Below are 25,224 nucleotides of genomic sequence, written 5' to 3' on the forward strand. Positions count from 1 at the left end.
GGATGCGAACGCTTGCGGACGCGGGGACGGGGCGAGAAGACGGGCCGGCCGGCTCAGAGCTTGGGGGGTTCGGGGGGCTTGGCCTCGGCCATGGCCGGCTTGCGGCGGGGGGAGGCGGGGTCGTCGCGGCGCGGGGGGGGCGGGGGGACGTAGGCCTCGACCCACTTGAAGCCCAGGGGGTCCCTCAGCTCGCGGTCGGCCAGCAGGGCCCAGGGGGTCTGGGGGTGCTCCTCGACGACGCGTTTGAGGAGGGCCTCGGCCTCCTTGGCGGCGGCGGCGGCCTTGTCGCTGTAGCGGATCTCGGCGTCGGGGACGAGCCGCCAGGCGTTGGACTTGGGGTCCTGGAACCTGGGCGGGTCCTTGACCAGCCGGGCGCAGGCCCAGTTGTACTCGTAGCAGCGGACCTTCATGGCGAGCAGCCGGCCGCGGATCAGGTCGTAGTGGGCCTGCCAGCGGCGGGATGTCTCGTGCTCGCGGCGCTTGGCGGCGGCGGTGACGGGGGCCAGGGCCTCGTCGACGGTGTACGCGGTCCGCTCGGCGACGACCTGGTTGTTCTGCAGGACGTCCTTGAACTCGGGGGCGTCCATCGACGGGAACTGGAGCGTGGGCATGCCGGGCAGATTCTGCTGGGTGATGAGCGAGGCGTTGACGACCGCCTGCCGCAGCGGCGAGCGGGCGATCTCGGCCTCGTACTGGCGGCGGGGGGTCCAGTCCGGGCGGTACTCCTTCATCCGCGAGGCGTCGAAGCCCATCTTGGTCCCGTCGAGCCGGGCGACGAAGTAGACCCCCCCGGTGGCGGCCGCGAGCCGGCTGAGGGCGTACGGGCCGAAGCCGGACTCCAGCTCGTCGTACTGGGGGCCGCCGTACCAGAAAGGGAGGCGGATCTGCTCGATCATCGCGCTCTCGGGCCCGGCGTCGACCTTCAGCCCCCGGTGCAGGTACTTGGTGCGGGGGTCGTAGTAGTCCATCGCGCGGTCGGCGCGGCCGAAGAGGGCCTGGGAGCCCAGGACGTAGACCGGGGCCTCGCGCTTGCGGGCGGCCTCGATGGTGGATTCCAGGCGGTCCTGGTCGTCGCCCACCTCGTCGGTCACGACGATCACCATGAGCCGGTAGTCGTCGCCGTCGGGCCCCTTGAACTTGCCGTACTTGTCGACGATCCCGGCGACGGTGGCGAAGGTGGCCTCGTAGCCCGAGTCGTCGGCGGGGATCGACTCGATGGCCTCGCGGATCGCGGCCACGTCCTCGGTGGGCCTGGGGGTCATGGCCTTGCGCGCCCGGCCGAAGGCCACGACCGTCGACAGGAGCCCGCCGTCGGCCGAGAGCTTGTCGCGGTCGAGCCGGCCGATGTGGCCGTAGATCGTCTCGATGTGCTTGCCCAGCCGCTTGCGCTCGACCTCCAGGCTGCGGGAGGCGTCGAACGCCCAGGCGACCAGGGTGCGGCCCCGCTCCAGGCGGCGGACGACCTCCATCGCCACCCGGTCCACGGCGCCCTCGACCCCCTCGACGTGCTCGGCGCCGTCCCCCTCGATCGCGAACGACTCGCCCAGGGTCGACGCCGACGGCGCGATCGCCTCGACGGCGCGCTGGACGTCGCGACGGCCGAAGTCCATCGCCAGGGCCTCGTCGGCCGGGTTCGGCGCCGGGCCGGCGGCGGCCGGGGCCGCCACGTCGGCCGCCGCCAGGATCGGCGCGAACGACCCGGAGGCCTCCATCACCGGCTCGTCGTCCGCCTGGTCCAGGTCCTGGAGCGTGGAATCGGTCGTCAGCGGCTCCAGGTCGCGCGGGGGGGCGTCGACCAGTTCCGAGTCGAAGCGCGACGGGGAGGACTCCGGGGCGTGATGGCCGGCGAACGCCAGGCCGACCAGCACCACCGCGTGGATGGTCAGGCTGACCAGGCCGGCGGTCATCGTGGTCGCCGGGCCCGCCGAGGTCGGCGCGCCGGCCCGACGCGCCCATCCCGCCAGGATCTCCCCGAGCCGGTCGAACATGCCCGCAAGCTCCGACTGCCGCGCCGGAGCGAACCGGGCGGGGGACCGATCGATCGACAGGATCCGACGAGGTTCGACGCCGCGAAGGGGCGCGACGAGCCGGCTCGTCGCCGATCTCGTCCGGGGCGCACTCGCCCACGACGACATTATTCGGCGCGACGGCCGTTTCGTGACGGACGAACTCGGATTTCGCCCGATCCGGCGTCCTCTCCCCGACCAATCCTAAGCCCCGGCCCGGCCCGAGGCAATGCGACGGCCCCGGGCGTTTCGCGGTCCCCACGCGCGGGGAGCCGGCGCGACGGCCGATGCCGGAGCGGCGCCCCCGCCGGAAATTCGAGGAGGCCGCCTTGGATGGCCGGGCCCCCGGGGGTCGACGTGCGGCCGACGCTCTCGGGCCTGCCGGACGCCGACCTCCACGGCTTCGACCAGTTCTGGTTCCTCCAGGCGATCTTCGCTGGCCCGCCGAAAGGCCGGCGCGCGACGACCGCCCCGGGGGCGTCGGGGCGGCCGTCGAGGGTCGCGTTCGTCGGGTCGCCCGAGGGCGGCCTCAGGCCTGGGCGGGGGCGGTCGGGTCGAGGGGGGCCGGCGGGGGCGGGGTGTAGTCGCCGCCGCGGGGGATGGCGTTGAACTGCTCGGCGCCGATGGTGGTGATCATGGCGTCGGTCAGGTTGATCTGGGCCGCGACCGGGCCGGAGATCCAGCGGCGATGGCCGTCGGCGTAGTTGGCCAGCTCGCCGGTCTGGTTGTTCTTGAGGAACATCCCCTCGATGAAGTAGTCGGCGCCCCGCGACACGGCGTTGTACTGGCCGCCGGAGACCGAGATCAGGTCGGCGGCGGTCAGGCCGAGCTTCGCGGCGACGGGCGACGAGACGACGCTCCGCTTGCCGGCGTCGTAGCGGGCGATCTCGCCGTTCTCCTGGTTCTGCAGGTAGACGCCGTTCGGGAAGTAGTCCTTGCCCTGGGGCACGGCGTTGAACTGGGTCGGGCTGATCACGACGATCTGGCTCGCCTGCAGGTTCAGCCGGGCGGCGACCGGCACCGAGATCCAGTGCCGCTCGCCGGCCTGGTAGATGTCGATCTCGCCGGTCTGCTGGTTCTGGATCAGCAGTCCTTCGGGGAAGTAGTCGTTCCCCTTGTTCACGCCGGAATACTGGGCGGCGGAGATCGTGGCGACGTCCGCCACGGCGATGCCCAGGAAGGTCGCGACCGGCGTCGAGACGACGTGGAAGGTCCCGCCGGAGTAGCGGGCGATCTCGCCCGACTGCTCGTTGCGGACGAACAGGCCCTCGGGGAAGTAGTCCGCCCCCTTCGGCACCGCCTTGAAGTCCTCGGCCGTCACGGACTTGGTCTGCTCGGCGGTCAGCCCCATCTTGGCCGCGACCGGCGGCGAGATCAGGCCCCGCTTGCCCTGGCTGTAATACCCCAGCTCGCCCGTCTGCTCGTTCCGCAAGATCGTCCCGTCCGGGAACGTCGGCGCGGGGTTCGCCGGGGTCGTCGGCGTGGGGGCGGGGGTGGTCGGAGTGGTGGGAGCCGGGGTCGTCGGCGCGGGCGTCGTCGGCGTGGGGGTCGTCGGAGCCGGCGTGGGGGTGGTCGGAGCGGGGGTCGTGGGCTTGGGGGCCGGGGTGGTCGGCTTGGGAGCCGGGGCCTGGCCGGGCTTGGTGACGTCGGTCCAGCCGCCGAAGCCGCCGCCGGGCCGGCTCGGGCCGGGCTTCGCCGGGGTGGTCGGCGCGGGGGTCGTCGGCGCCGGCGTGGTCGGCGCGGGCGTCGTCGGCGTGGGGGTCGTGGGTGCCGGCGTGGGGGCCGTCTGGGCGTTCGGGGTCGGTGTCGGGGCGACCTGGGGGTTGGGGATGGTCGGGTAGGTCACGACCGGGTTGGCGTTCGCGTTGACGACGGGGTTGGCGGTCGGCCCGCCGACGTTGATCGTGGGCGAGACGTTGATCGTGGGCGAGACGTTGATCCGGAAGCCGGGCTGCCTCATCCGCATGGCGTTCATGCCGGCGAAGCGGTTGGGCATCTGGGCGCGGGCGGCGGCCGTCGCCCGGGGCTGGACCTGGGCCCGCAGCCGCGCCGCGTTCCCCTGCGGCTGCTGGCGGATCAGGGCCGCGGCCTGGCGGGGGCGGAACTGGCCGGCGGCCGACAGCAGCAGGCGCCCTTCCAGCCCTTCGAGGGTGGTCCGGAATTCAACCTTGCGACGCTTGGCGTTACGGGCCTGGCCGCCCGCAAGTTCCTCGTGCGACATGACTTTCCTCGCCCTTCCGGCTGCGGACGTGCTCGGGTCGAATCCCCAGGGACCGCATCCGCGGCCCTACAGCCGATTCCATCGGCCTATTCGCACCCAACCCTGTCCAACCGGAATCGGCGGTCCGCCCCGAGGACTTGAGGAATTCCCGAAATCCCAACGCCCCTCCAACCCGGACGACCGGCCGCCGCCGGGGGCCTCAGCGGCCGCGCGAGGCCCGGGCCTTGGCGACGATCACCGCCTCGTCCAGCGGGTTGGCGGGGTGTCGGGAGAGGGAGTAGGGGGCCTGGATCCGCAGCGGGGCGGGCAGGCCGACGTCGGCGTTGTGGACGTAGAACCGGCCCGCGCCGAGCTTGGCCACGTCGTCGCCCTGGCCCCCCTTCTGGCGGATCAGGTCGCGGACGGCCTCGATGGCGACCGGCGAGTTCATCTTGCCGTAGACGTGGGTCGAGCAGTTGCCGACCAGCTTGGGGTCGACGTCCTTGGGATTCTGGGTGGCGAAGACCAGCCCGAGGTGGTACTTCCGCGCCTGGGCTCCCAGCCGCAGCAAGCTCTCGCGGCAGGTCGACGCCTTGCCCGACGGGACGAAGTCCTTGGCCTCGTCGATCACGAGGAGCCCCCGCAAGGGCCGGCCGCCGGGGTCGGGGTTCTTCTTGATCCAGGCGAACAGGGTCATCGCCAGCTGGTTGAGGAAGCGCCGCTGAGACTCCAGCCCCGCCAGCCCCGCCAGGCTGACGACCGACACCCGCGCGGGGGCGTCCGGGGCCGTCGGGCCGAACAGCAAGGCGGGGTCGAAGGGGGTCCCGCCGGTCCGCAGGAGCGGATCGGTCGCCATCTCGGCGAGCAGGGCGTCCGCCATCTGCACGGCCAGCTTGCGCTCGGTGCTGATCCCCGTGCCGGCCTCGGGCGGGAGGTCTTGCAGGACCTCGATCAGCTCGCCGATCCGGCCGCCCCCCCCGCGCCGGGCCAGGTAGCGGAGGACCTCGGCGAGCACGCCGAGCTTGAACGCGGAAGCCTGGCTCCGGCCCTTCGCCACGAGGGGGCCGAGCGACTCGACGACGCACTGGACGGCGTCGTCCAGCTCCTCGCGGTCGTCCGCCAGGGCGGCGAGGTCGGGCAGGGGCTCGAACCAGAGCGGGTTGCCGTCGGCCCGGTTGGGGGTCCAGACGACCACCCGGCCCGCGACGTGGTAGGCGTCCGCCTTGCGGCCGTCCAGGTCCGTCCAGCCGTCCGGCGGCGGGTCCCAGCGCTCGTCGAGCGCCGCCAGGTCGTTGGCGCAGTCGACGACGATCGACGGCACCCCCGCCAGCGCCGCCTCCTCCACCAGCCGCTTGAGGAAGACCGTCTTCCCCGACCCCGCGCCGGCGATCACCAACGTATGCTTCTCCAGCGACTTGACCGGCAGCCCGAACGCCTCGCCGAGCGACCCGCCGGCCCAACGACGCCCCAGTGGGATCGAGCCGGCGGGGGCCGCGGCGGCCGGCTCCTGCACGACGTGACCGTTGGTCGGCGCGGTCGCCGTCGGCTCGGCGGGCGCGGCCGCCTCGGCGTGGTCGCCGCCGAAATGCGGGCCCACGATCCCCCGCAGCAGCGCCAGCCTCGACGCCGGCCGGGCGGAGCGGAGCCAGGGGAGGAAGCCGGCCTCGTTGCGGCGTTTCAGTTCGTGCAGGGCGTGCAGGGTCCGCAGGTCGTCCTCGTCCGGCGCGACGAAGACGCCGCCGAGGCTCTCGAACCGGGCCGTCAGCTCGATCGTCTTCGGTCCGCCGGGGACGGGGATCGACCGCACGACGGCCAGGCGACGGAACGGCAGCCGGCGGTCGATGCCCGAGATCTCCAGCGCCGAGGTCAACTGATTCTGATACGCTTTTGCGTTGGCGTGCTGGATCGCCCGGACGCAGTAGTGCTCCTCGCGCTCGTTCTCCCTGTGGAAGATCCGCCGCAGCCGGGCGTGCAGCGGGGCCGTCTTCGCCCCGCCGGTGAACTGGACCTCCACCGTCGCGTGGACGTCGAGCGACTCGGGACCCTCGTGCACCAGGCAGGCCAGCCCCGACCGGATCAACGGCGCCAGCCGCTCGTCGTCGTGCTTCTCCTCCAGGATCCAGGCGGGGTCGGCAGCGCGGCGGAGGGTTTCGAACTCGCGATCCAGCGGGTCGTCATCGACCTCTCCGGTCGTGCTTGGACCTTGAACCGTCGATCTGGCCGGGGCCCCGAAATCTCCGACCTCCCGGACCTCGCCTTCGGACAGGCACTTCTGAATATGTTCGTGGCACCGCTTGAGGACCTCGCGCGGGCTGTCGGCGGCGAGGGGCTCGAAGGCCTCGGGCTTGAACGGGAAGGTGGGGTAGGGGGGGGTGAAGCCGGCCTCGCGGAAGGCCGCGTCGAGGCGTCCGCGCGCGACGGCCCGCGCGGCGTCGGCGGTCTTCAGGGGGGAGAGCCGGAACTCCCCCTCGAAGCGGTCGAGCGAGGCGCGAAGGACCGTCCCGCGCAGGAAGTCCCAGGTGGTCTCGATGCACGAGACGATCGTCAGGGTGGAGCGGGTCACGTCGCGGAGCGCGCCCAGGCCGCCGCCGATCTCGCTGATGATGGCCTCGGCCGTGGCCTGCTCCTCGGTCAGGGCGCTCCCCTGCCGGCGGTAGTGGAGCTGGGTGACGATCGGGTCGAGCTGGTCGAAGGCGAGCACGGCGGGCCCGCTCAGGCTCAGGAACCACGAGAGCGCCTCGATGATGATCCGCGGCGGCTCGGCCTCGGCGGTGAAGCCCAGCTCGCGCTTGTCCTCCGGCTCCAGCGCCTGGCCCTGGAGCCACGTCTGGCCCAGGTTCGAGATCGTGAAGTCATCCGAGTTCATGCAGATGAGCGCGCGGATGACGTTCTGATACTTCATCGTCTGCTCGGGCCAGACCCGGTTCATGGCGCCCAGGACCTTGTTCACGTCGCCGCGGAGGTCGGTGCTCTTGCGGTCGGCCAGGGTCCGGAGGATCTGCGCCACGGGCTTGTTCGGGCCGAGCTTCTCGATGATGTTGCCGAGCACCCAGCGGTGCTGCGGGACGCCCCCCTCGATCTGCTTCTGGAGCGAGTGGACGTAGCCCTGCAGGACGCTCGCCCAGAAGTTCCGGACGTCGGTCAGGTCGACCATGATGAACGGGTGCTTGCGCCTGGCCGCCTCGCGCCGGAAGGCGCCGAGCAGGTGCGTCTTGCCCGACCCGCCGGCCCCGACGACGGCCCAGCCCAGCGGCGAGCCCTGGCCCCGGGCCCGCTCCATCTCGTCGAGCTTGCGCGCGAAGTCGGCCCGGAGGTTGGCGTGCAGCTCGGGCACGTCGGCCGCGGGGCGGCCCCAGACGTCGTTCAGCCGCACCGCCCAGTCGAAGTCGGCCGATCGCAGGACTTCCAGCGCGTTCATGAGCCCCGGCCCCCGAGATACAGGATGTGCCGCTCCTCGCCCGACGGCGTGAGGAAGACGGCCTCGCGGTCCTCCTCGCGGATCTCGCGCGGGTCGTCGAGCCGGTAGAGGGTCGCCTCGCCCTTCGTCTGCAGGTCCAGCAGGGCCCGGTCCAGGTCGTCGCGGGGGACGGCCGGCAGCCGTCGCCGCAGCTCGGCCAGGTGGACCCGCACGTTGGGCCGGCCGCCGGTGATGGCGTAGTAGGTCGAACTCGCCAGCACGGCCGCGTCGCCGTCCTCGGCCCCGGCTCCGAAGGCCGGCGCGGGGGCCTCGGCCAGCAGCTCGCCGAGCGACAGGTCGCGGCGCTCCAGGAACCCCTTGAGCCGGAGCAGGACCAGGCGGAGGACCTCGGTCCCGGCCGTGGACTTCGTGTTCAGGTCGGCGTCCAGGTGGGCGCCCAGCCACGCCCAGCCGCCGTCGGTGAGGGCGACGTGCAGCGCCGCGGCGCGGCCGTCCGGGGGCTTGCGTTTGGCCGTCTCGATCAACCTCGCGGCCTCCAGACGCCTGCGGGCGGGGGCCTCCAGGGCCGGCTTGATCTCCTTGTTCCAGCCCTCGCCCCCGGTGGCGGCCAGGCGCCAGAGGAACAGGGCCTCGATCGGCTTCAGCTCGGGATTCATCAACGTACCCTTTTCTCGGCATGCGTCGCCCGTCGTCGGGTCGCGACCACGTCGCGGATCTTCTCGACGGCCAGGGCCGGGTCCTGGGCCGCCTCGTCCTCGGGCAGGCGGAGCACCAGGTACCCGCTGACCGTCAGCTCGTAGTCGCGCCTGCGGTCGTTGGAGAAGGCCCGCGGGTCGCTGTGGAAGTGATAGCCGTCGACCTCGACGACCACCTTCCCCTCCTCCCAGACCAGGTCCACCAGCGGCGTCGTCCCGCGCGCGGTCGCCACGCGGACGTTGAACCGGAAGAGGCCGGCCAGTTCGGCGTCGCGCCCCAGCCGCTCGGCCAGCCGCATCTCGCCCCCGCTCGACGGGTTCGGCCGGCCGATCAGGGGCGAGGCCCGCAGGATCGCCCGAGGCCCCGCGCACGAATCGACAGACTCGCATGCGTCGCCGCGAAGGTGGGTCGCCTCGAAGGCCACGGCGTCCAGCTCGGCCGAGCCGGCGAGGGCCTCGGGGACGACCACCAGCACCCGCGCCGGGGCCTCGCGGGCGAGCCACTCGGCGGCCTTCGCCAGGGCCAGGAGCGCGCCGGGGGGCGGGGCCTCGTCGTCGGTCGCCAGGGCGAAGAGCAGGGGGCCGGGGTCGACCGCCAGGGCCAGCTGCCGCGCCGAGGCCGTCGCGGTGAACCCCACGGGCAGGGGCCGGCGGCCGAGCCCGCAGAGGCTCGCCGCCGCCTTCCGCCAGGGGGCCGAGACCCCCCGGTCGGCCGGGTGCTCGCACCACCCCGGCCAGGTCGCCAGCGCCAGGTCGGCCAGCCTCTCCAGCACGTCGTCGATCAGCGAGCCCAGCCGGGGCAGCCGGCCGTATCGGATGGCCACCAGCCGGGAGTCGCCCACCGCGTCCCCCTCCAGCGCCCCCAGCACGGCCCCGACCCCGCCCCTCGCGACGAACGCCGCCCGCGCCCGGCCGATCGCCGGCAGGGGGGGCAGCCCGAGTTCCACTCCGGATCGCGACGCCATCGCTCGCTCGAATCGACCTCGACCGGGAAAACCTCCGACGCCTGGATCCTAGCTCACCTTCGACCCCCCCCGCCATCTCCGGGCCATCAGGCATCCTGCCGACCCTCGCCGAGATTGGCTTCGTTCACCGCCCCCGGAATCGAAGCCGATTCGCCGCAAACCCTTTTTTGACATCGTCTTAAACCCGACCAACGGTTCCGAGAATTGGCTTCGTTCGGCGCGCTTCGTCAGGTTGCGCCCCGATCCGGAGCCCCGGACGGCTCGCGGCGGGATCGGCTTCGTTCGCACCGCTCGAAAAACGAACCCATCGGCCGCAAGCCGTTTCCAGTTAACCACTTGAACTCGCGGAAACGGCCCCCGAATTGGCTTCGTTCGGCGCGCTTTCCTCGTCGTTTGCGCCGACGATCCCGCCGGTCGATCCTCAACACGTCGAATTGCCAAGGAGCCGGGCCGACGCCGAATGGAACGCATCGCCCCATCCTGGACAGTGCACATGATTGCGGAATGGGGAGAAGATCGGGGACCGTCGCCCTCCGCGTCCGGCCCGATCACCGGAGGGCCGCGACCCCCAGCTCCACCGCCGCGACGGCCGTCAGGAGCGCGGACGCCCAGCCGACGGCGCGCGGATCCACACGCCCCCGCGCCTGGCCCAGCCCGAACCTCGGGCCGAGGCCGTGCCAGATCCGGAGGCCGGCCGCGACGGCGACGAGGCCGAACGCGACCAGCGGCCAGCTCGGAAAGCCGAGGCGGAGCAGGTCGCCCGCGTCCCCCTCGCCGCCGAACGCGCCGACGCCCAGGTAGGCGCCGTTGGCGACCAGGCAGAAGCCGGCGAAGAAACGGGGCAGATAAGCCAGGACGAGGCGAAGGCCCCGGGCGACGGCCCACCCCGCGACGGGGATCGCCGAGCCCAGCAGGGGTCCCGCCCAGGCGACCAGGGCAGGGCGTCGGACGCCCGAGACGTCCGTGCGCGAGAGGGCCAGCGGATGCAGGAGCACGCGGTCGACCGACCCGCCGTCGGCCCAGGCCGCCAGGACGTGCCCGAACTCGTGGACGACCTGCATCCCCAGCCAGGAGGCGCCGAGCGTCGACCCGATCAGCGCGAGCTGGGCCCCACGGACCTGCACGTCGATGCCATCATCGTGCTTCATGGCGACCGATCGTATCGCGATCGGATCCGGGATTCGCCCGCTTTCCTTCCCCGCCCGGAGGCCGAAGTCGGCCCCCTAGTCGGATGAGAGGGAAGATGAGCCCGAGGGCTGGCGGGGAAACGTGCGGGCCGACCTTCGCCGAACGCCCTTCCCCCTCGCGGGGGGGGGAGACGGGCGGATCCCCCGAGCTCCCCCCCCCCGCGAACGGCTCAGCTCCAGTCGCCTTCGAAGAGGGGGCGCAGGGTGCGGTCGGAGCGGTCGAGGTGGAGCTCGGAGAAGACCTCGGCGTCGTGCTCGTCGCGGGGCTCGGGGTCGAGTTCGAGGTCGACGCCCAGGTCCTCGGCGGACTCGCGGCCGCCGATCAGGACGAGTTCGGCCCCCTCGTGGTCGAGGAACGACGGCGGGTCGACGGGGGACCAGCGACGGCCGCCGAAGCGGTCCTGGAGTTCCTCGGGGAACTCGACGCGGCGATCCTCCTCCAGGCCGAGGCCCTCGGGCGAGCCGGCCTCGGGGTTCTTGACGGCGACCGCGAAGCGGCCTTCGCGGTCGATGTGGAAGGCGCGCTGGACCTCGCCGGGCTCCTCGGGGGCGGCCAGGGCGTAGGCCAGGATGGTGCTCCGGCCGTGTCGGACCAGGGCGTAGGCGCCCTCGCCGGCCGGGCGGGCCTCGGGCAAGGTCCGCTCGCCCATCGTCTCGGTCTCATAGGTCGACCCCGCGAGGGCTTCGCGGAGCGCGTCGGGGGCGTCGAAGGTCCGGTCGACGAACGCCCAGTGGCTGCGGCCCTCCTCGACGGCCTCGGGGAGCGTCTTGCGGCCGACCGTGATCAGCCGGAGCCCGTCGCCCCCCTCGGGACGCAGCACCATGTGGAACCGGCGGACGTCCACCAGACCCCTCGGCGTCGACTCGTCCACGTCGGGGCGGTAGAAGAAGAACAGGTCGCCCCGCTCCAGGATGGGGCCCCGCGACTCGTCCACCTCGCGCCCCCGGAGTCCCGGCTCGCCCACCTGCTCCTTCATCGGCTTCGGGTCGGCCGCCGCCTCGACGTTCGCCTTCGCCTTCGACGCCCTGGGCTTCGCCGGCGCCTTCTTCGGCTTCGCTTCGGCCTTCGCCTTCGCCTTCGCGGCCGGCACCTTGGCCTTGGACTTCGCCTTCGACTCGGCGCCCGACTTCTCCTGCGCTTCGCTCTTCGCGGCCATGTCCGCCTCGCTTCTCGTCCCTGGCGATCCGTCCCGGGAAGGCCGCCCCTTGCGGCCCGTCCCCCGGATACTGGACTTTTGTACAATGCAAGCGGCGTGCCCGATCGGGGCGGAACTCGTCGCTCACGTCCGTGGGGGTGAGGCTCGCTTCAATTCGAGCGGAGGAGGGCCCACCCGACGGCCGCCCCGAGGGCCAGGGGCAGGCCGACGGCCAGGCCCAGGAGGGTCGCCTGGAGCCAGTCCGGCAGCAGGCGATACCAGGCCAGCGGGCCGGGCGCGACGCCGCGGTCGAGGTAGTAGGCGTCGCGTTCTTTCTTCCGCTGCGCCCCGGCCTCTGCGCGCTCGTGGGCGTCCTCCTGGCGGCGAAGCTCCTCCAGGTCCGCCAGCCGCCGCAGGTCCTCGCCCGTCAGGGCCGCCTCGATGGTGATCGATCGCTCGTCGCCGACGCGGTCGACCTGGACCCCGTACTTGTTCAGGAGCGGCCCGTATCGGGACAGGACCGCGTCGAGCCTGGCCTCGTCGATCGGCCTCGAGGCGTAGCGGAGCATGTAGACCAAAGGCGCCGCGCCGAAGGTGATCGTCGCGGGGAGCGTGAGCAGGAGGCGTACCGCCTCGATCGCCGGGCGGGCCGTGCGGGGGTCGCTCGGGCCGGTTGCGGACGCCAGGGCGAAGAGGCCCAGGGCCGCGAGTTGGACCACCCCCCAGGCTCGCGGCGAGTTCCCCCTCCTCGCCGCGAAGTCGTCCCAGGAGATCAGCGGGACGGCGTCCAGGTCGTGGAGGAAGTCGGCCCAGAGGTCGGGCGTGACCCCCCGCCCGGCGAGGACGGGGTGGAGCGCCTGGAAGCGGCGGTCGACGCGGCCGATCCCCAGCTTCGCGCGCACCCGATCGGGCGTGCTGATCTCGTAGAGGGGGGAGCCGCCGGACGAGCCGCCGTCGCCGCCCCCGCTCTCCCCCATGTGCGCCCAGATCCGGGCGGGGGGCTCGGCCCCGTTCCGCCGCCGATACAGGGCGAGGGTGCGCCGGAAGGCGGGCTCGTGGAAGCCGTGGGGCTTCTCGTAGCTCGGGGCGTGGTGGAGGGGGCGGCCGGCGACGCGGTCGCAGAAGCGGGCGTAGGTGCGGCTGTCCAGGATGTGCTGGTGCCAGAACTCGTCGACGAGCTTGCAAGGCGCGACCGGGCCGGCCCCGTCGATCAGCAGCGTCAGGAACCGCCGATACTCCCGGACGGCCAGCTCCGGGTCCGTCTCCAGCAGGTCGAGGGCCTCCACGATCCAGGCCGCGTGCGACGGGGCCTCACGCAGGGCGTCGCGGACCCGCGTGACGAGGCCCGACAGGTCCTCCCGATCCAGTCCCGATCGCGCCTGCGCGACGACGGCCGCGTCGGGGCCCTCGGCCGCGACGAAGGCGGGCCCCGGCCCGTCCCAGGCGTCGGGATCGATCGGCCGGAGGCGGGCGAGCGTCCGCTCATAGCCGCCGGCGGGGGGGCCGAGGTCTCGATGGAGGTAGCCCCCCGCCCATCGGCGGCAGTCCTCGGCGTAGGCCGACGTGTCCAGCATGTGCCGACGCCAGACGAGGTCCACCCGCCGGGAGGGGACGAACACCTCCCCGCGATCCTCCGCCGCGAGCCGGAAGAACCGCTCGTATTCGGCGACGGCCCGCAGGGCGGCCTCGCGATCGGCGAACCCGTCCTCCGCCACCAGCCGGCGGGCCACGCGTTCCAGGCCGAGGAATCCGCCCGGGGCGGCGACGATCGCGCTCATCTCACCTCCGATCGCGGGTCGCCCGCGAGGCGATGCCGGGGGGCTGAAGCGACCTTCAGGATATCGCCCCCGCCGTCGCAAGGGGTCGAAATCCCCGGCGGGCGGCGCGGTCGAGGACGGGTCCAATAATCGGCGACGAGGGGCGAACAACCCGGGTGCGGCGCCCGACCGTCCGGGACGCCGACCCGTCGCCCTCCCCGGGACTCGAATCGTGAAATCGAACAACGGCCTGATCCTGATCCTCGTCGGCGCGACCCTCATCCTGGCGCCGGTCCTGATCCACTCGATCACCAGGTCGCACGACAAGGAGCGGATCGAGCGGTTCTATGACCACATGCCGAACAGCGCGGTGCTCCCGGAGAGCCTGCGGCCGTCCGACTTCGACGCCCAGGACTGGGCCTGCCTCGCCGTCGGCGCGATGCTGACGTCCGTCGGCGTCGCCCGCACCCGGCCGACCCCCGCGACCAAGGCCGCTCCCTGGCCCGCCGACGTCTGAGCCCTGGCGGGGCGGGGCCGGGTTTCAGGGCCGGTCCGGTGCCTCGACGGCCGTCCTCAGGTCGCCGTAGATGACCTGATCGCGGCCGTCGTCGCGCCTCCAGCGCATCAGGACCTTGTCCGCGTCCTTGGGTCCGACGGTCTTGCCGTGGTAGGAAGCGTCGGCGTTGTCGACGAGGAGGGAGTTGATCCAGCCGAAGCCCGAGCGTGCGTCCCAGAACTTGCGATAGGTCTCGGCCGCGTCGGGCCCCGGCGGGCGCTGCGGCTTCGGCTCCAGGCCGGCCAGCCGGGCCAGCTCGTCGTCGGTCACGTCGCCGTAGAGCATGTCGACTCGCGGGTAGTGGCCCCCGCTGAACTCGGCGAACGTGCGGAGGGAGGCGGCGATGATCCCGGCGATCTCCTCCGGAGACTTCTCGGGGGGGGTGGCGTCGGTGTAGCCCTGGGGCGGGGTCGTCTCGAAGAGCTTGGGGTCGATGGGGACGTCCCAGCGGAAGTCATCGAGTTCCTTGACCATGGGACCTGAGGCGTCGCGGATCGTCAGCTTGACCAGGACGGGGCGATGGGTGGCGACGTCGGCCCAGACTTCCATCGCCGAGTCGGGTTGCATGTCGGGCTCGATCTTCCTGGGGTCCAGGGAGAAGCCCCGGGCGCGGACGCCGGCGATCGTCTTCTCGCCGAGGTCGCGGTCGGCGACGCCCGAGTACGATCCGAGGGCGTCGACCCGGATGAAGGGGGAGACGCGGCCGAGTTGGGGCTTCGTCCGGGCGAACAGCTTCTGGCGAGGGTAGACGTCGATCCCCGGGGCGCCCGCAGGCTGGATCTCCGTCATGTCCGGCGTCGTGCGGCCCTCGGCGTCGATCACCGACGTCTCGCAACGCGTCGAGCCGGGGGCGAGCCAGAGGCAGCGGCTCGTCATGACGGCCCGGGGCTCGCCCGCGCCCTGCGGCGTCCTCATCGTCAACGAATACTGGTACGACCTCGCGGCGCGGACGGCCTCGGCGACCTGGGACATGGCGAAGGCCGGGCGGGGGCCGGTCGCGAGCCAGAGGGCCGTCGCGACGATCGCGAGGGAGGCGGCCGCGCCGCCGGCGAAGAGTCGTCGTCTCATGATCGGATCCTTCCAGAAGGGGACGAGAGGGGGGGGCGTCGGCCGCGACGGGGCGGTCGACCGGGAGAGGGCGGCGAGGAGCCGGGCGCGGCCGTCGGCGGGGGCCTCCGCGCCGTCGTAGGCGTCGGCGAGCCGGGCCGAGAGGGCCCGCAGGGCGTCGCGCCGGTCGCGGCAGGCCGGGCAGGCGGCCAGGTGCTCGGCGAGGGGGGCAGGCGCGGGGAGGCCCAGGGCGTCGCGGGCGAGTTCCTCGGGGGTCGGGTGGTTCATGGTCCGGTCTCCTCGGGGCCGTCGAGCCCCATCGCCGAGGCCAGCCGCGCCAGGGCGCGGGCCAGCAGGGCGTACGTCCCCGACCGCGAGAGCCGCAGCAGCTCGGCCGTGCGGGCGGCGTCCTGGTCCTGGAGGTAGAAGGCGTCGATCGCCAACCGCTCGCGTTCGGGAAGCTCGGCGACCCGACGCATCAGGAGCGCGAGTTCCTCGGCGTCCTGGGCCGACGCGCGGTCGAACCCGGCGCGGACGTCGAGCGCCTCGGCCTCGACGAAGCGGTGCCGGTCGCGTCGCGAGGATCGGCGATGGTCCAGCGCCACCCGCCGGGCCACGCCCACCAGCCAGGCCCCGAACCGATCGGGCGCCTGGAGGCCCCCGAGCCCCTTGTAGGCTCGCAGGAAGCACTCCTGCGTCAGGTCGTGCGCGGAGCGGCCGGGCGCCTCGCGGCGGACGATCGCGAGGACGAGGCGGGCGTAGCGGTCGTACAGGTCGCCGAACGCCTCGCGGTCCCCCGCCAGCGTCCGGGCCACCAGCTCCGCGTCGGTCGTGGCTTCGTTCCCGATCATCACCGTATCTAGTCGCCGCCGAGGGCGATCCGTCCAGCCTCGGCTTTGAGATTCCGCGAGGACGGGACGGAGCCTGGGATCGGGCGTCGGGCGGGGGTATCATCGGGCGAAGTGCGGGGCGCGGCCGGCGCCGGGGTTTCGACGACACGGACGGAATGGTGCGAACGATGATGCGATCGCGAATCGTGGCGGTGGCGTGCTGGGCGGCGGTCCTGGGCGTCGGAGGGGCGCGGGGCGAGGAGGCGACGGCCCCGGCGGCGCCAGGGGGGGAGCTTTCGGCGCGCTGGATCTGGCTGGATCAGGAGGAGGAGCAGCCGTACAACCAGACGATCCTCGCCCGCAAGGCGTTCACGCTCGATCGGCCGTCGCGGGGGCGGGTCCGGATCACGGCGGACAGCTACTACCGGCTCTCGATCAACGGCCGGTGGGTGGGCGACGGCCCCGGCCGGGCCTGGGCAGAGCATTACCAGTACGACGACGTGGACGTCACCCCGTACCTCCGCGAGGGGGAGAACGAGGTGCAGGTCGTCGCCCGGTACTACGGCGTGGGGGACTTCCACCGGGTCCCCAAGCGTCCCGGGCTGCTGGTGCAGGTCGACGTGCTGGGGACCGATGAGCGGACGACGACCGTGGTCACCGACGATTCGTGGGAGGTCGCGCCGGCCGAGGCCTGGTCGCGCAACACGCCCAAGGTCAGCATCCAGATGGAGCCCGCCGAGGTCTACGACGCGACGCTCGAAGCCGCGCCGCAGTACGCCCCCGCGAAGGTCGTCGCCGAGGCGACGCGCGGCCCCTGGAAGGACCTCCGCCCGCGCGACGTGGCGCTGATGACGCTCCAGCCGTTCCCGCTCAAGACCTACCTGGGTGCGAAGGTGGTGCGGGCCGACGGCTGGAACTTCGCCTTCCCCGCCTCCCGCCTGGTCCACCCCGGCCTCATCGAGGCCAACCGCAACACGAGCGCCGGTTGCGGGCTCGCCACCCTGATCGTCAACGACGAGCCGTGCGAGGTCCGGGTCGCGAACGAGAACGTCGACTTCGCGATCGACGGCGCGCGGGCCGAGGACGGCGCGTTCAAGCTGGAGCCCGGCCGGCACCTGCTGCTGGGGTTCGTCCGCAACATGTTCGGCCACGATAAGGAAAAGGCCGTCCGGTTCGTGGAGCCGAAGGGCTTCCGGCTGGTCAACCCGATCGACGACGAGCAGACCAACCCGTTCTGCTTCCTCGCCTTCCCCGAGTTCGCCGTGGCGGGCGACGACCTGGCCTGGCCCGACCTGGGGCTCCGCCCGGAGTTCGCCAAGGCCGAGCAGGGCTACAACGCCGCCAAGGCCGAGCTGCTGGCGGCGGTGAAATCGGCCGACGACCTGAAGGCGAAGACGGCGGATCGGATCAAGCAGTTGCCCTCGCGCGAGATGTTCGTGCGCGACGCCTTCTGGCGGTTCGTGGACCGCAAGGTGGTCGGCCCGGCCGACGCGCTGGTGTCGCAGCCGTACGCCCTGACGCACGAGTCGCCGTCCATGACGACGGTCCGCCCCAGCCCCGACGGCGACGTGGAGCTGCTGTACGACCTGGGCGAGCAGAACGTCGGCTACTACGACTTCGAACTGGTCGCCGACGCGGGGGTGACGATCGACGTCTTCGGCGTGGAGTACATCGCCCCCGACGGCCGCATCCAGTTCCCGCTGGGCAACCGCAACGGGATGCGCTACGTCACCAAGAAGGGGGTGAACCGGTTCACGTCGATCAAGCGACGGTCGGGCCGCTACCTGTTCGTGACGCTGCGGAACCAGCAGACGCCGGTCGCGATCCGCAACCTGCGGCTGATCGAGTCCACCTACCCGGTGGAGCAGGCGGGGAGCTTCGCCTGCAGCGACCCGAGGCTGGACCGGATCTGGGAGATCTCCACGCGGACGCTCAAGCTCTGCATGGAGGACACGTACACCGACTGCCCGCTGTACGAGCAGACCCACTGGGTCGGCGACGCGCGGAACGAGTCGCTGCTGGCGTACCAGGTCTTCGGCGCGACCGACCTGGCCCGGCGCTGCATCCGGATCACGGCGGAGTCGCTGGAGCACTACCCGATCGCCGGCTGCCAGACGCCTTCGAGCTGGGACGTGCTGATCCCGGCCTGGAGCTTCCTCTGGGGGATCTCGATCTGGGACTACTACTGGTACGCCGGCGACCTGGAGACGCTGAGGGAGTTCCACGCGTCGGCGATCAAGAACCTGCAAGGCGCCGAGAAGCACCTCAACCCCCAGGGGCTGTTCACCGGGGCCTACTGGAACTTCTTCGACTGGTCGGGCCTGGACCAGAACCGCAAGACGGTGCTGCACAACAGCCTGTTCTTCATCGGCGCGATCGACGCGGCCTTGAAGTCGGCCGAGGCGCTCGGCGACCGGTCGCGCGACGCCTGGCTGAAGTCCACCCGCGCCCGGCTGGTGAAGGGGGTGAACCTGCTCTGGGACCGCGAGAAGCAGGCGTACCCGGACTCCGTCCACGACGACGGCAAGGCCAGCGAGTCGACCAGCCAGCACACCAGCTTCCTGGCGATCCTGTACGACGCGGTCGACCCCCGGAACAGGGCCGCCGCGGCGAAGAACGTGCTGACGCCCCCCGAGGGGATGGTCCGCGTCGGCTCGCCGTTCGCCGCGCTCTACCACTACGGCGCGATGGAGGCCCTCGGCCGCGAGGACGCCATCATCGCCGAGATCTACAAAAACTACCTGCCGATGCTCGACGCCGGGGCGACGACGGTCTGGGAGAGCTTCGCCACCGGGACGACCGGCGGCGGCGGGTTCCCGACGCGGAGCCACTGCCACGCCTGGTCGTCGGCGCCGAACCTCTACCTGCCCCGGATCGTCCTGGGCGTGAAGCCCACCGCGCCGGCGGCGGCGACGGTGGAGATCAACCCCCGGCCCTCGGGCCTCTCCTGGGCGAAGGGGACGGTCGTCACCGCCAAGGGGCCGATCGCCGTCTCGTGGAAGCTCGACGCGCAGGGGGCCCTGGCCGTCGAGGCGACCGCCCCCGAGGGGGTGACGCTCGCCGTCGGCCGCAACCCGGAGACCGCCGGCAAGCCTTTGACGTTCAACGGCCAGGCCGCGCCCTGACGCCGGCCGCCGGCGAGCAAGACTCCTTTGTAAGCATTCCCGCCGCGATCCGTATTCCTGGAGGAAGTTCGCCCCCGGCGCCGGAGACTTCGCCCGCCGGGGGCCTTTCCCGAGGTCGGATTGACGCCATCAGGGAGTGAACGCATGAGAAGTCGCACCATGAGGATGTCGTGGCTCGGCGGGGCCCTGCTGTCGGCGGCCTGCGCGGCCGTCGCGGCCGCGCCCGCCCTGGGGTTCTTCCAGGAGGCTCCGGCCCCGGCTCAGGCGCCCGCCGCCGGGGCGGACCACGCCGTCTCGACGCTGCTGGAGGCCCTGCCGGATCGGATCGCGAAGCGGCTGGAGGAGCGCCGGGCGGAGATGAACCAGCCGGCGGGGGGCCCGATGGGCGCGGCGGGCTTCGTCGCCCGGATCGCCAAGCGATGGAACCCCGGAGAGACCGTCAAGGTCGCCTTCCGAGGCGGGAGCGACGCCCTGCATCGCGAGATCGCCGAGACGGCCTCGGAATGGACCGAGTACGCGAACCTCAAGTTCGACTTCGGCCTGGACCCGGCGACCGGCAAGTACCGGACGTGGAGCCCGAGCGACTCGCAGTACGCGGCGGAGATCCGGATCTCCTTCAATCAGCGCGGGTATTTCTCGCTGGTCGGCAACGACAGCATCGACTCCACGATCACCGCGCCGGGCGAGGAGTCGATGAACTTCGAGCGGTTCGACGTCCACAAGCCGTCCGACTGGAAGGGGATCACGCTCCACGAGTTCGGCCACGCCATCGGCTTCGAGCACGAGCACCAGGGGACCCCCCCCTGCGACTTCCGGTTCGAGGACGACCCCGGCTACGTCCGGACCGCGGGCCCCGGCGGGCAGTTCGTCCCCGACTCCGCCGGCCGACGGCCGGGACTCTACACGCAGCTCGGGGGCCCGCCCAACAACTGGTCGCGCCAGAAGGTGGACTTCAACCTGAAGCAGCTGCCGCCGTCGAGCTCGATCGTGGCCGGGGCGTTCGACAAGAACTCGATCATGAAGTACTACTTCGAACCCTTCATGTTCGCCGCGGGCAAGGACAGCCCCTGCTACACCGACTTCGCGAACGTCGCGCTGTCGGACCAGGACAAGAAGGGGGCGGCCGAGGTCTACCCCCGAGGCAAGGAGGATATCGCCGACATCCTGGCGGCGAAGAAGCTCGTGCTCAGGGAGCTGGCCGAGAACCGGCAGGTCTCGAAGAAGATCCGCGACCACTTCGGGGGCAGGCTCAAGGACCTGGACGCGCTCCGCAAGCGGGTCCTCGACGACGACTGAGCCGACGCGGACTCGATCGGGCGGGGGGCCGACCCCCGCCCGGCCCTCGGAACGGAACCGTCGCCCGACGCGAAAGGGGCGTCCCATGAGCCGCACGGCGCTCGCATTTGCACTCGCACTCGCCGCCCTGGCCTCGGCGGCCTTCGTCCCGGCGCGTCTCGACGGCGAGGCGTCGGAGCAGGGTCGGGCGAAGGAGCCCGACAAGGTGGTGGAGATCGTCCGCGAGAAGGGCTCGCTCGCCTTCCGGGAGCGGGGCCGGAAGCAGGTGGAGCCGGTCACGATCGTCGTCGGCGAGACGATCCGGTGGGTCAACAAGGACGACCGCCCCCACGCCCTCCGCGCCGTGGCGGCCGGGCCGGGGAAGGCCCCGGCGTTCGAGGTGAAGGCCATCGCGCCGGGGGCGTCGAAGGACGTCCTGTTCGACGGCAAGATGTACCGGTCTCTCGGCGGCCTGCCGGCCGAGGACGTGACGCTCAAGTATCGGGCCGACGGCCGGGCCGCGCCGGAGGGGGAGATCGCCTTCTTCTCCGCCGCCCGCCGCTGACGACGCCCGGCCGCGCGAGGCCGACGGCGGACGCTGCGGCGCGATCCCGCACGACGTGACGATTCTTCGCATCATTCGTGAACAGTCATGCTTGTGAGGGATCACCACGAACTGCTACAATCCCGCCCGTGGCGCAGCCGATCCGACCCGGACGCCTTGCGTTCCGATCGCGGCCGCGCGACGCCGATCTCCTGGATCGTTCGCGCCACCCCCCGGCGGGCCCCGGCCCGCCTTGCGAGCCGCGCCGATCGCGGACTCCCCGGCGAGGGGGCGGCGATCGGGAGCCGCGGCCGCCGCCTCAGGGACGAGTCTCGGCCGAGCCGACGCAACCCAGAGACACCCCTTTTCCGGACGACCGGGAGATTCCCCATGATCGAGACGCCTCGTCCCCTCTGCCGCGCCGCGGCGATCATCCTGGCGGCGACCCTCGGGTCGGCCTTCGCCGCCGCCGACGCCCGCGCCGCGTCGATCATCCTCACCCGGCCCACCACGGGGCCCGGGATCACGCCCGTGGCCGGCGACCCCGTCTATCGGTACAGCTTCCAGGCCTACCTGAACCCCGGCTACGAGATCCGCCTGTTCGACTCGATCACGATCGAGGGGATCGTGGGCGTCAACGGCGCCTCGCCGACCAGCCAGCCCCAGTCCCCCGACGGCGGCCTGCCGGCCGACACCGGCTGGCTGGTGAACAAGACGGTCACCGGCACCGACGTCTGGCCGGCCGGCAGCCCCGCGCCGACGGTCGACGTGGCGAACGTCCGGTTCACGTTCGCGCCCGAGGCCGCGGTGCCCCCCGGCACCTCGATCCCCAACGTCGGCCCCGGCCTCCTCGACCTGGGCGTGTTCACGATCGACACCTACGCCGACCTGCCGGACCTGGGCCCGGGCTTCGAGTTCACCTTCCGCTACGTCGTCCGCGCCCACCTGCTGGACGGCACCCCCGACACCTACATCGGCTTTGTGACCCTGGGCACCGCCGTCGCCATCCCCGAGCCCTGCTCGATGCTCCTGCTCGGCCTCGGCGTCGCCGCCCCGGCCGCCTGGACGCTCCGCCGCCGTCGCCGCGCGGCGGCCTGACCGCGACAAACGGTCTGTCGTCCAGCTCTCCAGAACTGCGGAGGAATACCTCGGGTGCCACGGGTTCGGAGAACCCGTGAACCGGCCGGGGGATCTCGGCCACGGCTCGGGACCGGCCCGACGCCGATCCACGGGTTCACGAACCCGTGGCACCCGCGCCAGACCCCTCGACGGTCCCGAGCCAGCGGCGTTCCGCGAGGGGTCCGCGAGACGACGCCTCAACGCGCCCGGCGGCCCTTCGGGCTCGCGGGCGTCGGCGCGTCCGGGGGCAGGGGGTCCAGGATCACGTCTAGGGCGTCGATCTCGGCCCGGCCGGCCCCGGGCGCGAGCGACACCCGGTTCGTCCCGGCCCCCAGCGCGAGCCGGGCGAAGGCCGCCGACCAGCGACCACCCCCCGAGTCGGGATAGGCGATCGTCCCCGCCGGCCGATCGTCGACCAGCACCCGCTGATCGACCCGCGCGTTCCGCTCGCCTTCGCCGGCGGGCTCGCGCCGGTAGCGGACGGCGACGACGTAGGTCCCGGCCTCCGCGACCGGCACGTCGAAGGTCGCCCGCGACTCCACGCCGGCCAGGCTCACCCCGGATCCGCCGGACGCGCCCTCGGCGGCTTCGGCCTTCGCCCCGCCTTCGAGTCGGGCTTTCTCCGCCTCCAGCCGCAGCCGGCCGGGCTCGCCGGACGGGACCGGGATCGGCCGATCGTGCGGCGTGGGGACGTCGAAGTCGGGGAAGCCGTCGGCGTCCCAGGTGAACGGCTGCGCGCGCACCGAGCGCGACCAGCCCGAGCCGGGCCGCTTGGCCGCGTGGTAGACGATCCAGTCCTGCGAGCCGTCGGGCGACTTGGTGAACGAGCAGTGCCCCGGCGCGGTCACGTCGTTGCCGCTCGCGAACACCGGCGCGGGCGCCTTCGTCCACGAGGCCGGGTCGAGCGGGTCGGCGTCGGCCTTCGCCGAGAGCATCCCCAGGCAGTAGAAGTCGCTCCAGCTCCCCGCGGCCGAGTAGATCAGGAACATCCGGCCGTCGCGCACGAGCGCCTGCGGCCCCTCGTTGATCGTCGGCGGGCCGGCGGCCTTCTCCCAGTCCAGGGTCGGCCGCGACAGCTCGACGCGGGGCCCGGAGATCGCCGCCGGGTCGCTCATCGGGGCGATGTAGGTCCGCTGGTCGACGTTCCGATCCCCCTCCCAGCCCGACCAGACGAAGTAGAGCCGCTCGGCCTCGCCCTCGCCGAGCTTCAGCACGGTGCCGTCGATGGCCCAGCGGTCGGATTGGTCGGCGAGCTTTCCCTTGAAGACGAATTCGCCTTCGAACGGGTCGGCCGCCGGGTTCTCCAGGACGACCATGCGGTGGTTGGCGTTGCGGCCGTCGTCGGCCGCGACGTAGACGTACCACTTCCCGCGCAGGTGGTGGATCTCCGGCGCCCAGATCTCCTTGCTGTAGGGCGTGCCGGGGGCCGGCTCCCAGATGACGCGGCTCTCGGCCCCCCCCAGCCCGGAGATCGTCCGCGAGCGCCGGAGGGTCACGTCGCGGCCCGTCGTGTAGGTGATGTAGTACCAGCCGTCGTCGTGCCGGTAGACCCAGGGGTCGGCCCCGTTGGGCGCGACGATGTTGAAGAAGTCCCGGACCTCCTGCGCGGGGGCGTCCGCGACCGTCGCGAAGGCCGCCCCCAGCGCCGCCAGCACCATCGCGCGCGTCGTCCTCTTCATCACCGGGAACATCCTCCGCGTTCGAAGCGTCGAACCACCACCCGTCCATCCTCAGCCGTACCGCCCTATTGTACGAAGGGCGCGGCCGGGGGGGATCCCGAGGGAAGGAGGCCCGCCGTGCTCGCGAGGCTGAGCCGCAAGGTCCTGGCATGCGTCCTAGCCGCCACGGGTCCCGCCTGGGCGTCCGACGGCGAAGGTCCCCTCGGCGGCCCCCGGCCGCTCCGGCTCCGGGGGGTCGTGGTCGACGAACGGGGCTCCCCCCTGGCCGGCGCCGAGGTCCGGCTCGACGCCGACACCCCGACCGAGCGCGTCGCCGCCACCGGGGCCGACGGCGGCTTCATCCTGGAAGAGCCGGCGTCCCGGACGTTGCAGGGGCGGTCGCTCCTGGCCGTCGCCGAGGGGGGCCGACGCCTCGGCGTCTTCCGATACGACGCCGCCGCCTCGCGGGCCGCGTGCGAGGTTCCGACGCGGATCGTCGCCCGGCCGGCCCGGTCGATCGTTGCGATCGTGAGCGACGCCGAGGGTCGGCCGGTCGCCGGCGCCGAGGTCCAGGCCGTCGGCGAGCGTCGGGCCTACCCCCGCGCCGCGACCGACGCCGACGGCCGGGCGACCGCCTTCGCGCCGGCCGAAGCGCCCGTGGAATGGCTCGTCGCGCGCAAGCTCGGGGTCGGCTTCGATTTCCTCCCCGCCGCCGCCGCCGACGGGCCCCCCGACCCGGCCCCGGTCGCCCTCACGCTCGGCCCCCCACGCGTGATCCGGCTGCGGGCGGTCGACGAGCAGGGCCGGCCGGCGGCTGGCGTCGCGTTCACCGCCTGGTTCTTCCAGCGCGACGAGAACCGGACCGGCCTCGGGTTCAACGGCCGGATCATGTCGGCGACGACCGACGCCGAGGGACTCGCCGCGTTCGACTGGCTCCCCGCCGGGGTCGCCCACCCGATCACCCTCTTCCCGATCGATCCCCGGTTCGCCGTGCGGCGGACGGTCGTGGAGGGGGAGCCGGACGAATCGGCGACGGTCCGCCTCGCGCGACTCACGCCGATCCGGGGGCGGGTCACGCTCCCCGACGGCTCGCCCGCGAGGGACGTCCGGGTGACGGCCCAGGGGCGCGGCTTCGGCGAGGACCTGGGGGTGGGCCTGGCGCGGACGGCCGACGACGGGACCTACGCCCTCGACGCGGCCCCGGACGAGATGTACGCCGTCTCCGTCGACGACGCGGACTGGGCGGCGGCCACGCGGCGCGGGGTCCTCGTCGAGGCGGGCGCCCCGGTCGACGGGGTGGACTTCCGCCTGGCGCGCGGGACGCTCCTCCGCGGCGTCGTGCGGGAAAGGCCGGGAGGCCCCCTCGCGGCGGGGGCGGGGGTCCGGCTCTACGAGACGACCGTCGCGCCGCCCGACGAGGTCCTCATCGGCCGCGAGGGGGTCTTCCGCACGAGCTACGCCCCGGCCGACGCACGCGGCCGGTACATGTTCCGGGTCGGGCCCGGGACCTACGTCCTGGAAGGCCCCGGCGGCTCCACGGCCCCGGTCGCGGTCACGGACCAGGCGGAGGTCGTCCGCGACTTCCCCGTCGTCGGCCCGCCGCCGGAGCCCGAGGGGGGGCCCTTCAGGAAATCCGCCCTCCCGTTCTCGAAATCTCGGACGCGCCGGCCCCTCCTCGACCAGTAGAGTGGGGAGCGGGGCGACGA

The 25,224-nt window shown here is 72.8% G+C and carries 17 protein-coding genes; 6 read left to right on the top strand and 11 right to left on the bottom strand.

Features of this window, described 5'->3' with window-relative positions; all coding sequences use genetic code 11:
• Window positions 1-53: 53 nt before the first annotated feature.
• The 8 genes from G6O68_RS08850 to G6O68_RS08885 all read right to left on the bottom strand — a co-directional run bounded on the left by G6O68_RS08850 (window position 54) and on the right by G6O68_RS08885 (window position 13,385).
• Window positions 54-1,988 (bottom strand): vWA domain-containing protein, encoded by a 1,935-nt coding sequence (locus tag G6O68_RS08850; protein WP_165246742.1) that lies wholly within the window; start codon window positions 1,986-1,988, stop codon window positions 54-56.
• A gap of 547 nt (window positions 1,989-2,535) precedes the next feature.
• Entirely contained in the window at window positions 2,536-4,227 is a 1,692-nt protein-coding gene (locus tag G6O68_RS32350) for a hypothetical protein (RefSeq protein WP_206108052.1), read from the bottom strand.
• A gap of 199 nt (window positions 4,228-4,426) precedes the next feature.
• On the bottom strand, window positions 4,427-7,624 hold the full coding sequence (locus tag G6O68_RS08860) for a helicase HerA domain-containing protein (RefSeq protein WP_165246744.1): 3,198 nt from the start codon (window positions 7,622-7,624) through the stop codon (window positions 4,427-4,429).
• Window positions 7,621-8,280 carry a hypothetical protein gene (locus G6O68_RS08865; RefSeq protein WP_165246746.1) on the bottom strand — a complete coding sequence of 220 codons (660 nt, stop codon included), beginning with the start codon at window positions 8,278-8,280 and terminating at the stop codon, window positions 7,621-7,623. The genes G6O68_RS08860 and G6O68_RS08865 overlap by 4 nt, the downstream gene beginning before the upstream one ends.
• Window positions 8,280-9,284, bottom strand: coding sequence for an endonuclease domain-containing protein (locus G6O68_RS08870; RefSeq protein ID WP_165246748.1), 1,005 nt, complete (start codon window positions 9,282-9,284; stop codon window positions 8,280-8,282). The genes G6O68_RS08865 and G6O68_RS08870 overlap by 1 nt, the downstream gene beginning before the upstream one ends.
• A gap of 548 nt (window positions 9,285-9,832) precedes the next feature.
• Window positions 9,833-10,432, bottom strand: coding sequence for a M50 family metallopeptidase (locus tag G6O68_RS08875; protein WP_165246750.1), 600 nt, complete (start codon window positions 10,430-10,432; stop codon window positions 9,833-9,835).
• 209 nt (window positions 10,433-10,641) lie between these two features.
• Window positions 10,642-11,628 (bottom strand): hypothetical protein, encoded by a 987-nt coding sequence (locus G6O68_RS08880; protein ID WP_165246752.1) that lies wholly within the window; start codon window positions 11,626-11,628, stop codon window positions 10,642-10,644.
• A gap of 149 nt (window positions 11,629-11,777) precedes the next feature.
• A complete protein-coding gene (locus G6O68_RS08885; protein ID WP_165246754.1) occupies window positions 11,778-13,385 on the bottom strand; it encodes a hypothetical protein in 1,608 nt (535 codons plus the stop codon).
• 211 nt (window positions 13,386-13,596) lie between these two features.
• On the opposite strand from G6O68_RS08885, the gene G6O68_RS08890 reads away from it, so the two are divergent.
• Window positions 13,597-13,881: a hypothetical protein gene (locus G6O68_RS08890; protein WP_165246756.1), complete on the top strand. Its 285-nt coding sequence runs from the start codon at window positions 13,597-13,599 to the stop codon at window positions 13,879-13,881.
• A gap of 24 nt (window positions 13,882-13,905) precedes the next feature.
• Here the strand turns inward: G6O68_RS08890 and G6O68_RS08895 are convergent, their stop codons facing one another.
• Together G6O68_RS08895 and G6O68_RS08900 are read right to left on the bottom strand one after the other, a co-directional pair.
• Window positions 13,906-15,255 (bottom strand): hypothetical protein, encoded by a 1,350-nt coding sequence (locus tag G6O68_RS08895; protein WP_165246758.1) that lies wholly within the window; start codon window positions 15,253-15,255, stop codon window positions 13,906-13,908.
• On the bottom strand, window positions 15,252-15,818 hold the full coding sequence (locus G6O68_RS08900; protein ID WP_165246760.1) for an RNA polymerase sigma factor: 567 nt from the start codon (window positions 15,816-15,818) through the stop codon (window positions 15,252-15,254). Before G6O68_RS08900 ends, G6O68_RS08895 begins: the two co-directional genes overlap by 4 nt.
• A 167-nt stretch (window positions 15,819-15,985) precedes the next feature.
• Here G6O68_RS08900 and G6O68_RS08905 point away from each other — a divergent pair, with 167 nt between their 5' ends.
• From G6O68_RS08905 to G6O68_RS08920, 4 genes are all read left to right on the top strand, one after another.
• On the top strand, window positions 15,986-18,922 hold the full coding sequence (locus tag G6O68_RS08905; protein ID WP_165246762.1) for an alpha-L-rhamnosidase-related protein: 2,937 nt from the start codon (window positions 15,986-15,988) through the stop codon (window positions 18,920-18,922).
• 144 nt (window positions 18,923-19,066) lie between these two features.
• A complete protein-coding gene (locus G6O68_RS08910; RefSeq protein ID WP_165246764.1) occupies window positions 19,067-20,218 on the top strand; it encodes a hypothetical protein in 1,152 nt (383 codons plus the stop codon).
• A gap of 85 nt (window positions 20,219-20,303) precedes the next feature.
• Window positions 20,304-20,762: a cupredoxin domain-containing protein gene (locus tag G6O68_RS08915; protein ID WP_165246766.1), complete on the top strand. Its 459-nt coding sequence runs from the start codon at window positions 20,304-20,306 to the stop codon at window positions 20,760-20,762.
• A 369-nt stretch (window positions 20,763-21,131) separates the two neighbouring features.
• Window positions 21,132-21,839, top strand: a complete 708-nt coding sequence (locus G6O68_RS08920; protein ID WP_165246768.1) for a PEP-CTERM sorting domain-containing protein — start codon at window positions 21,132-21,134, stop codon at window positions 21,837-21,839.
• Between the two features lie 218 nt (window positions 21,840-22,057).
• Here G6O68_RS08920 and G6O68_RS08925 read toward each other — a convergent pair whose 3' ends face one another.
• Window positions 22,058-23,539, bottom strand: a complete 1,482-nt coding sequence (locus G6O68_RS08925) for a family 43 glycosylhydrolase (RefSeq protein WP_206108053.1) — start codon at window positions 23,537-23,539, stop codon at window positions 22,058-22,060.
• A 117-nt stretch (window positions 23,540-23,656) separates the two neighbouring features.
• Here G6O68_RS08925 and G6O68_RS08930 point away from each other — a divergent pair, with 117 nt between their 5' ends.
• Window positions 23,657-25,204 (top strand): carboxypeptidase-like regulatory domain-containing protein, encoded by a 1,548-nt coding sequence (locus G6O68_RS08930; protein ID WP_165246770.1) that lies wholly within the window; start codon window positions 23,657-23,659, stop codon window positions 25,202-25,204.
• Window positions 25,205-25,224: the final 20 nt, after the last annotated feature.

The sequence above is a fragment of the Paludisphaera soli genome (assembly GCF_011064595.1).
Taxonomy (GTDB): domain Bacteria; phylum Planctomycetota; class Planctomycetia; order Isosphaerales; family Isosphaeraceae; genus Paludisphaera; species Paludisphaera soli.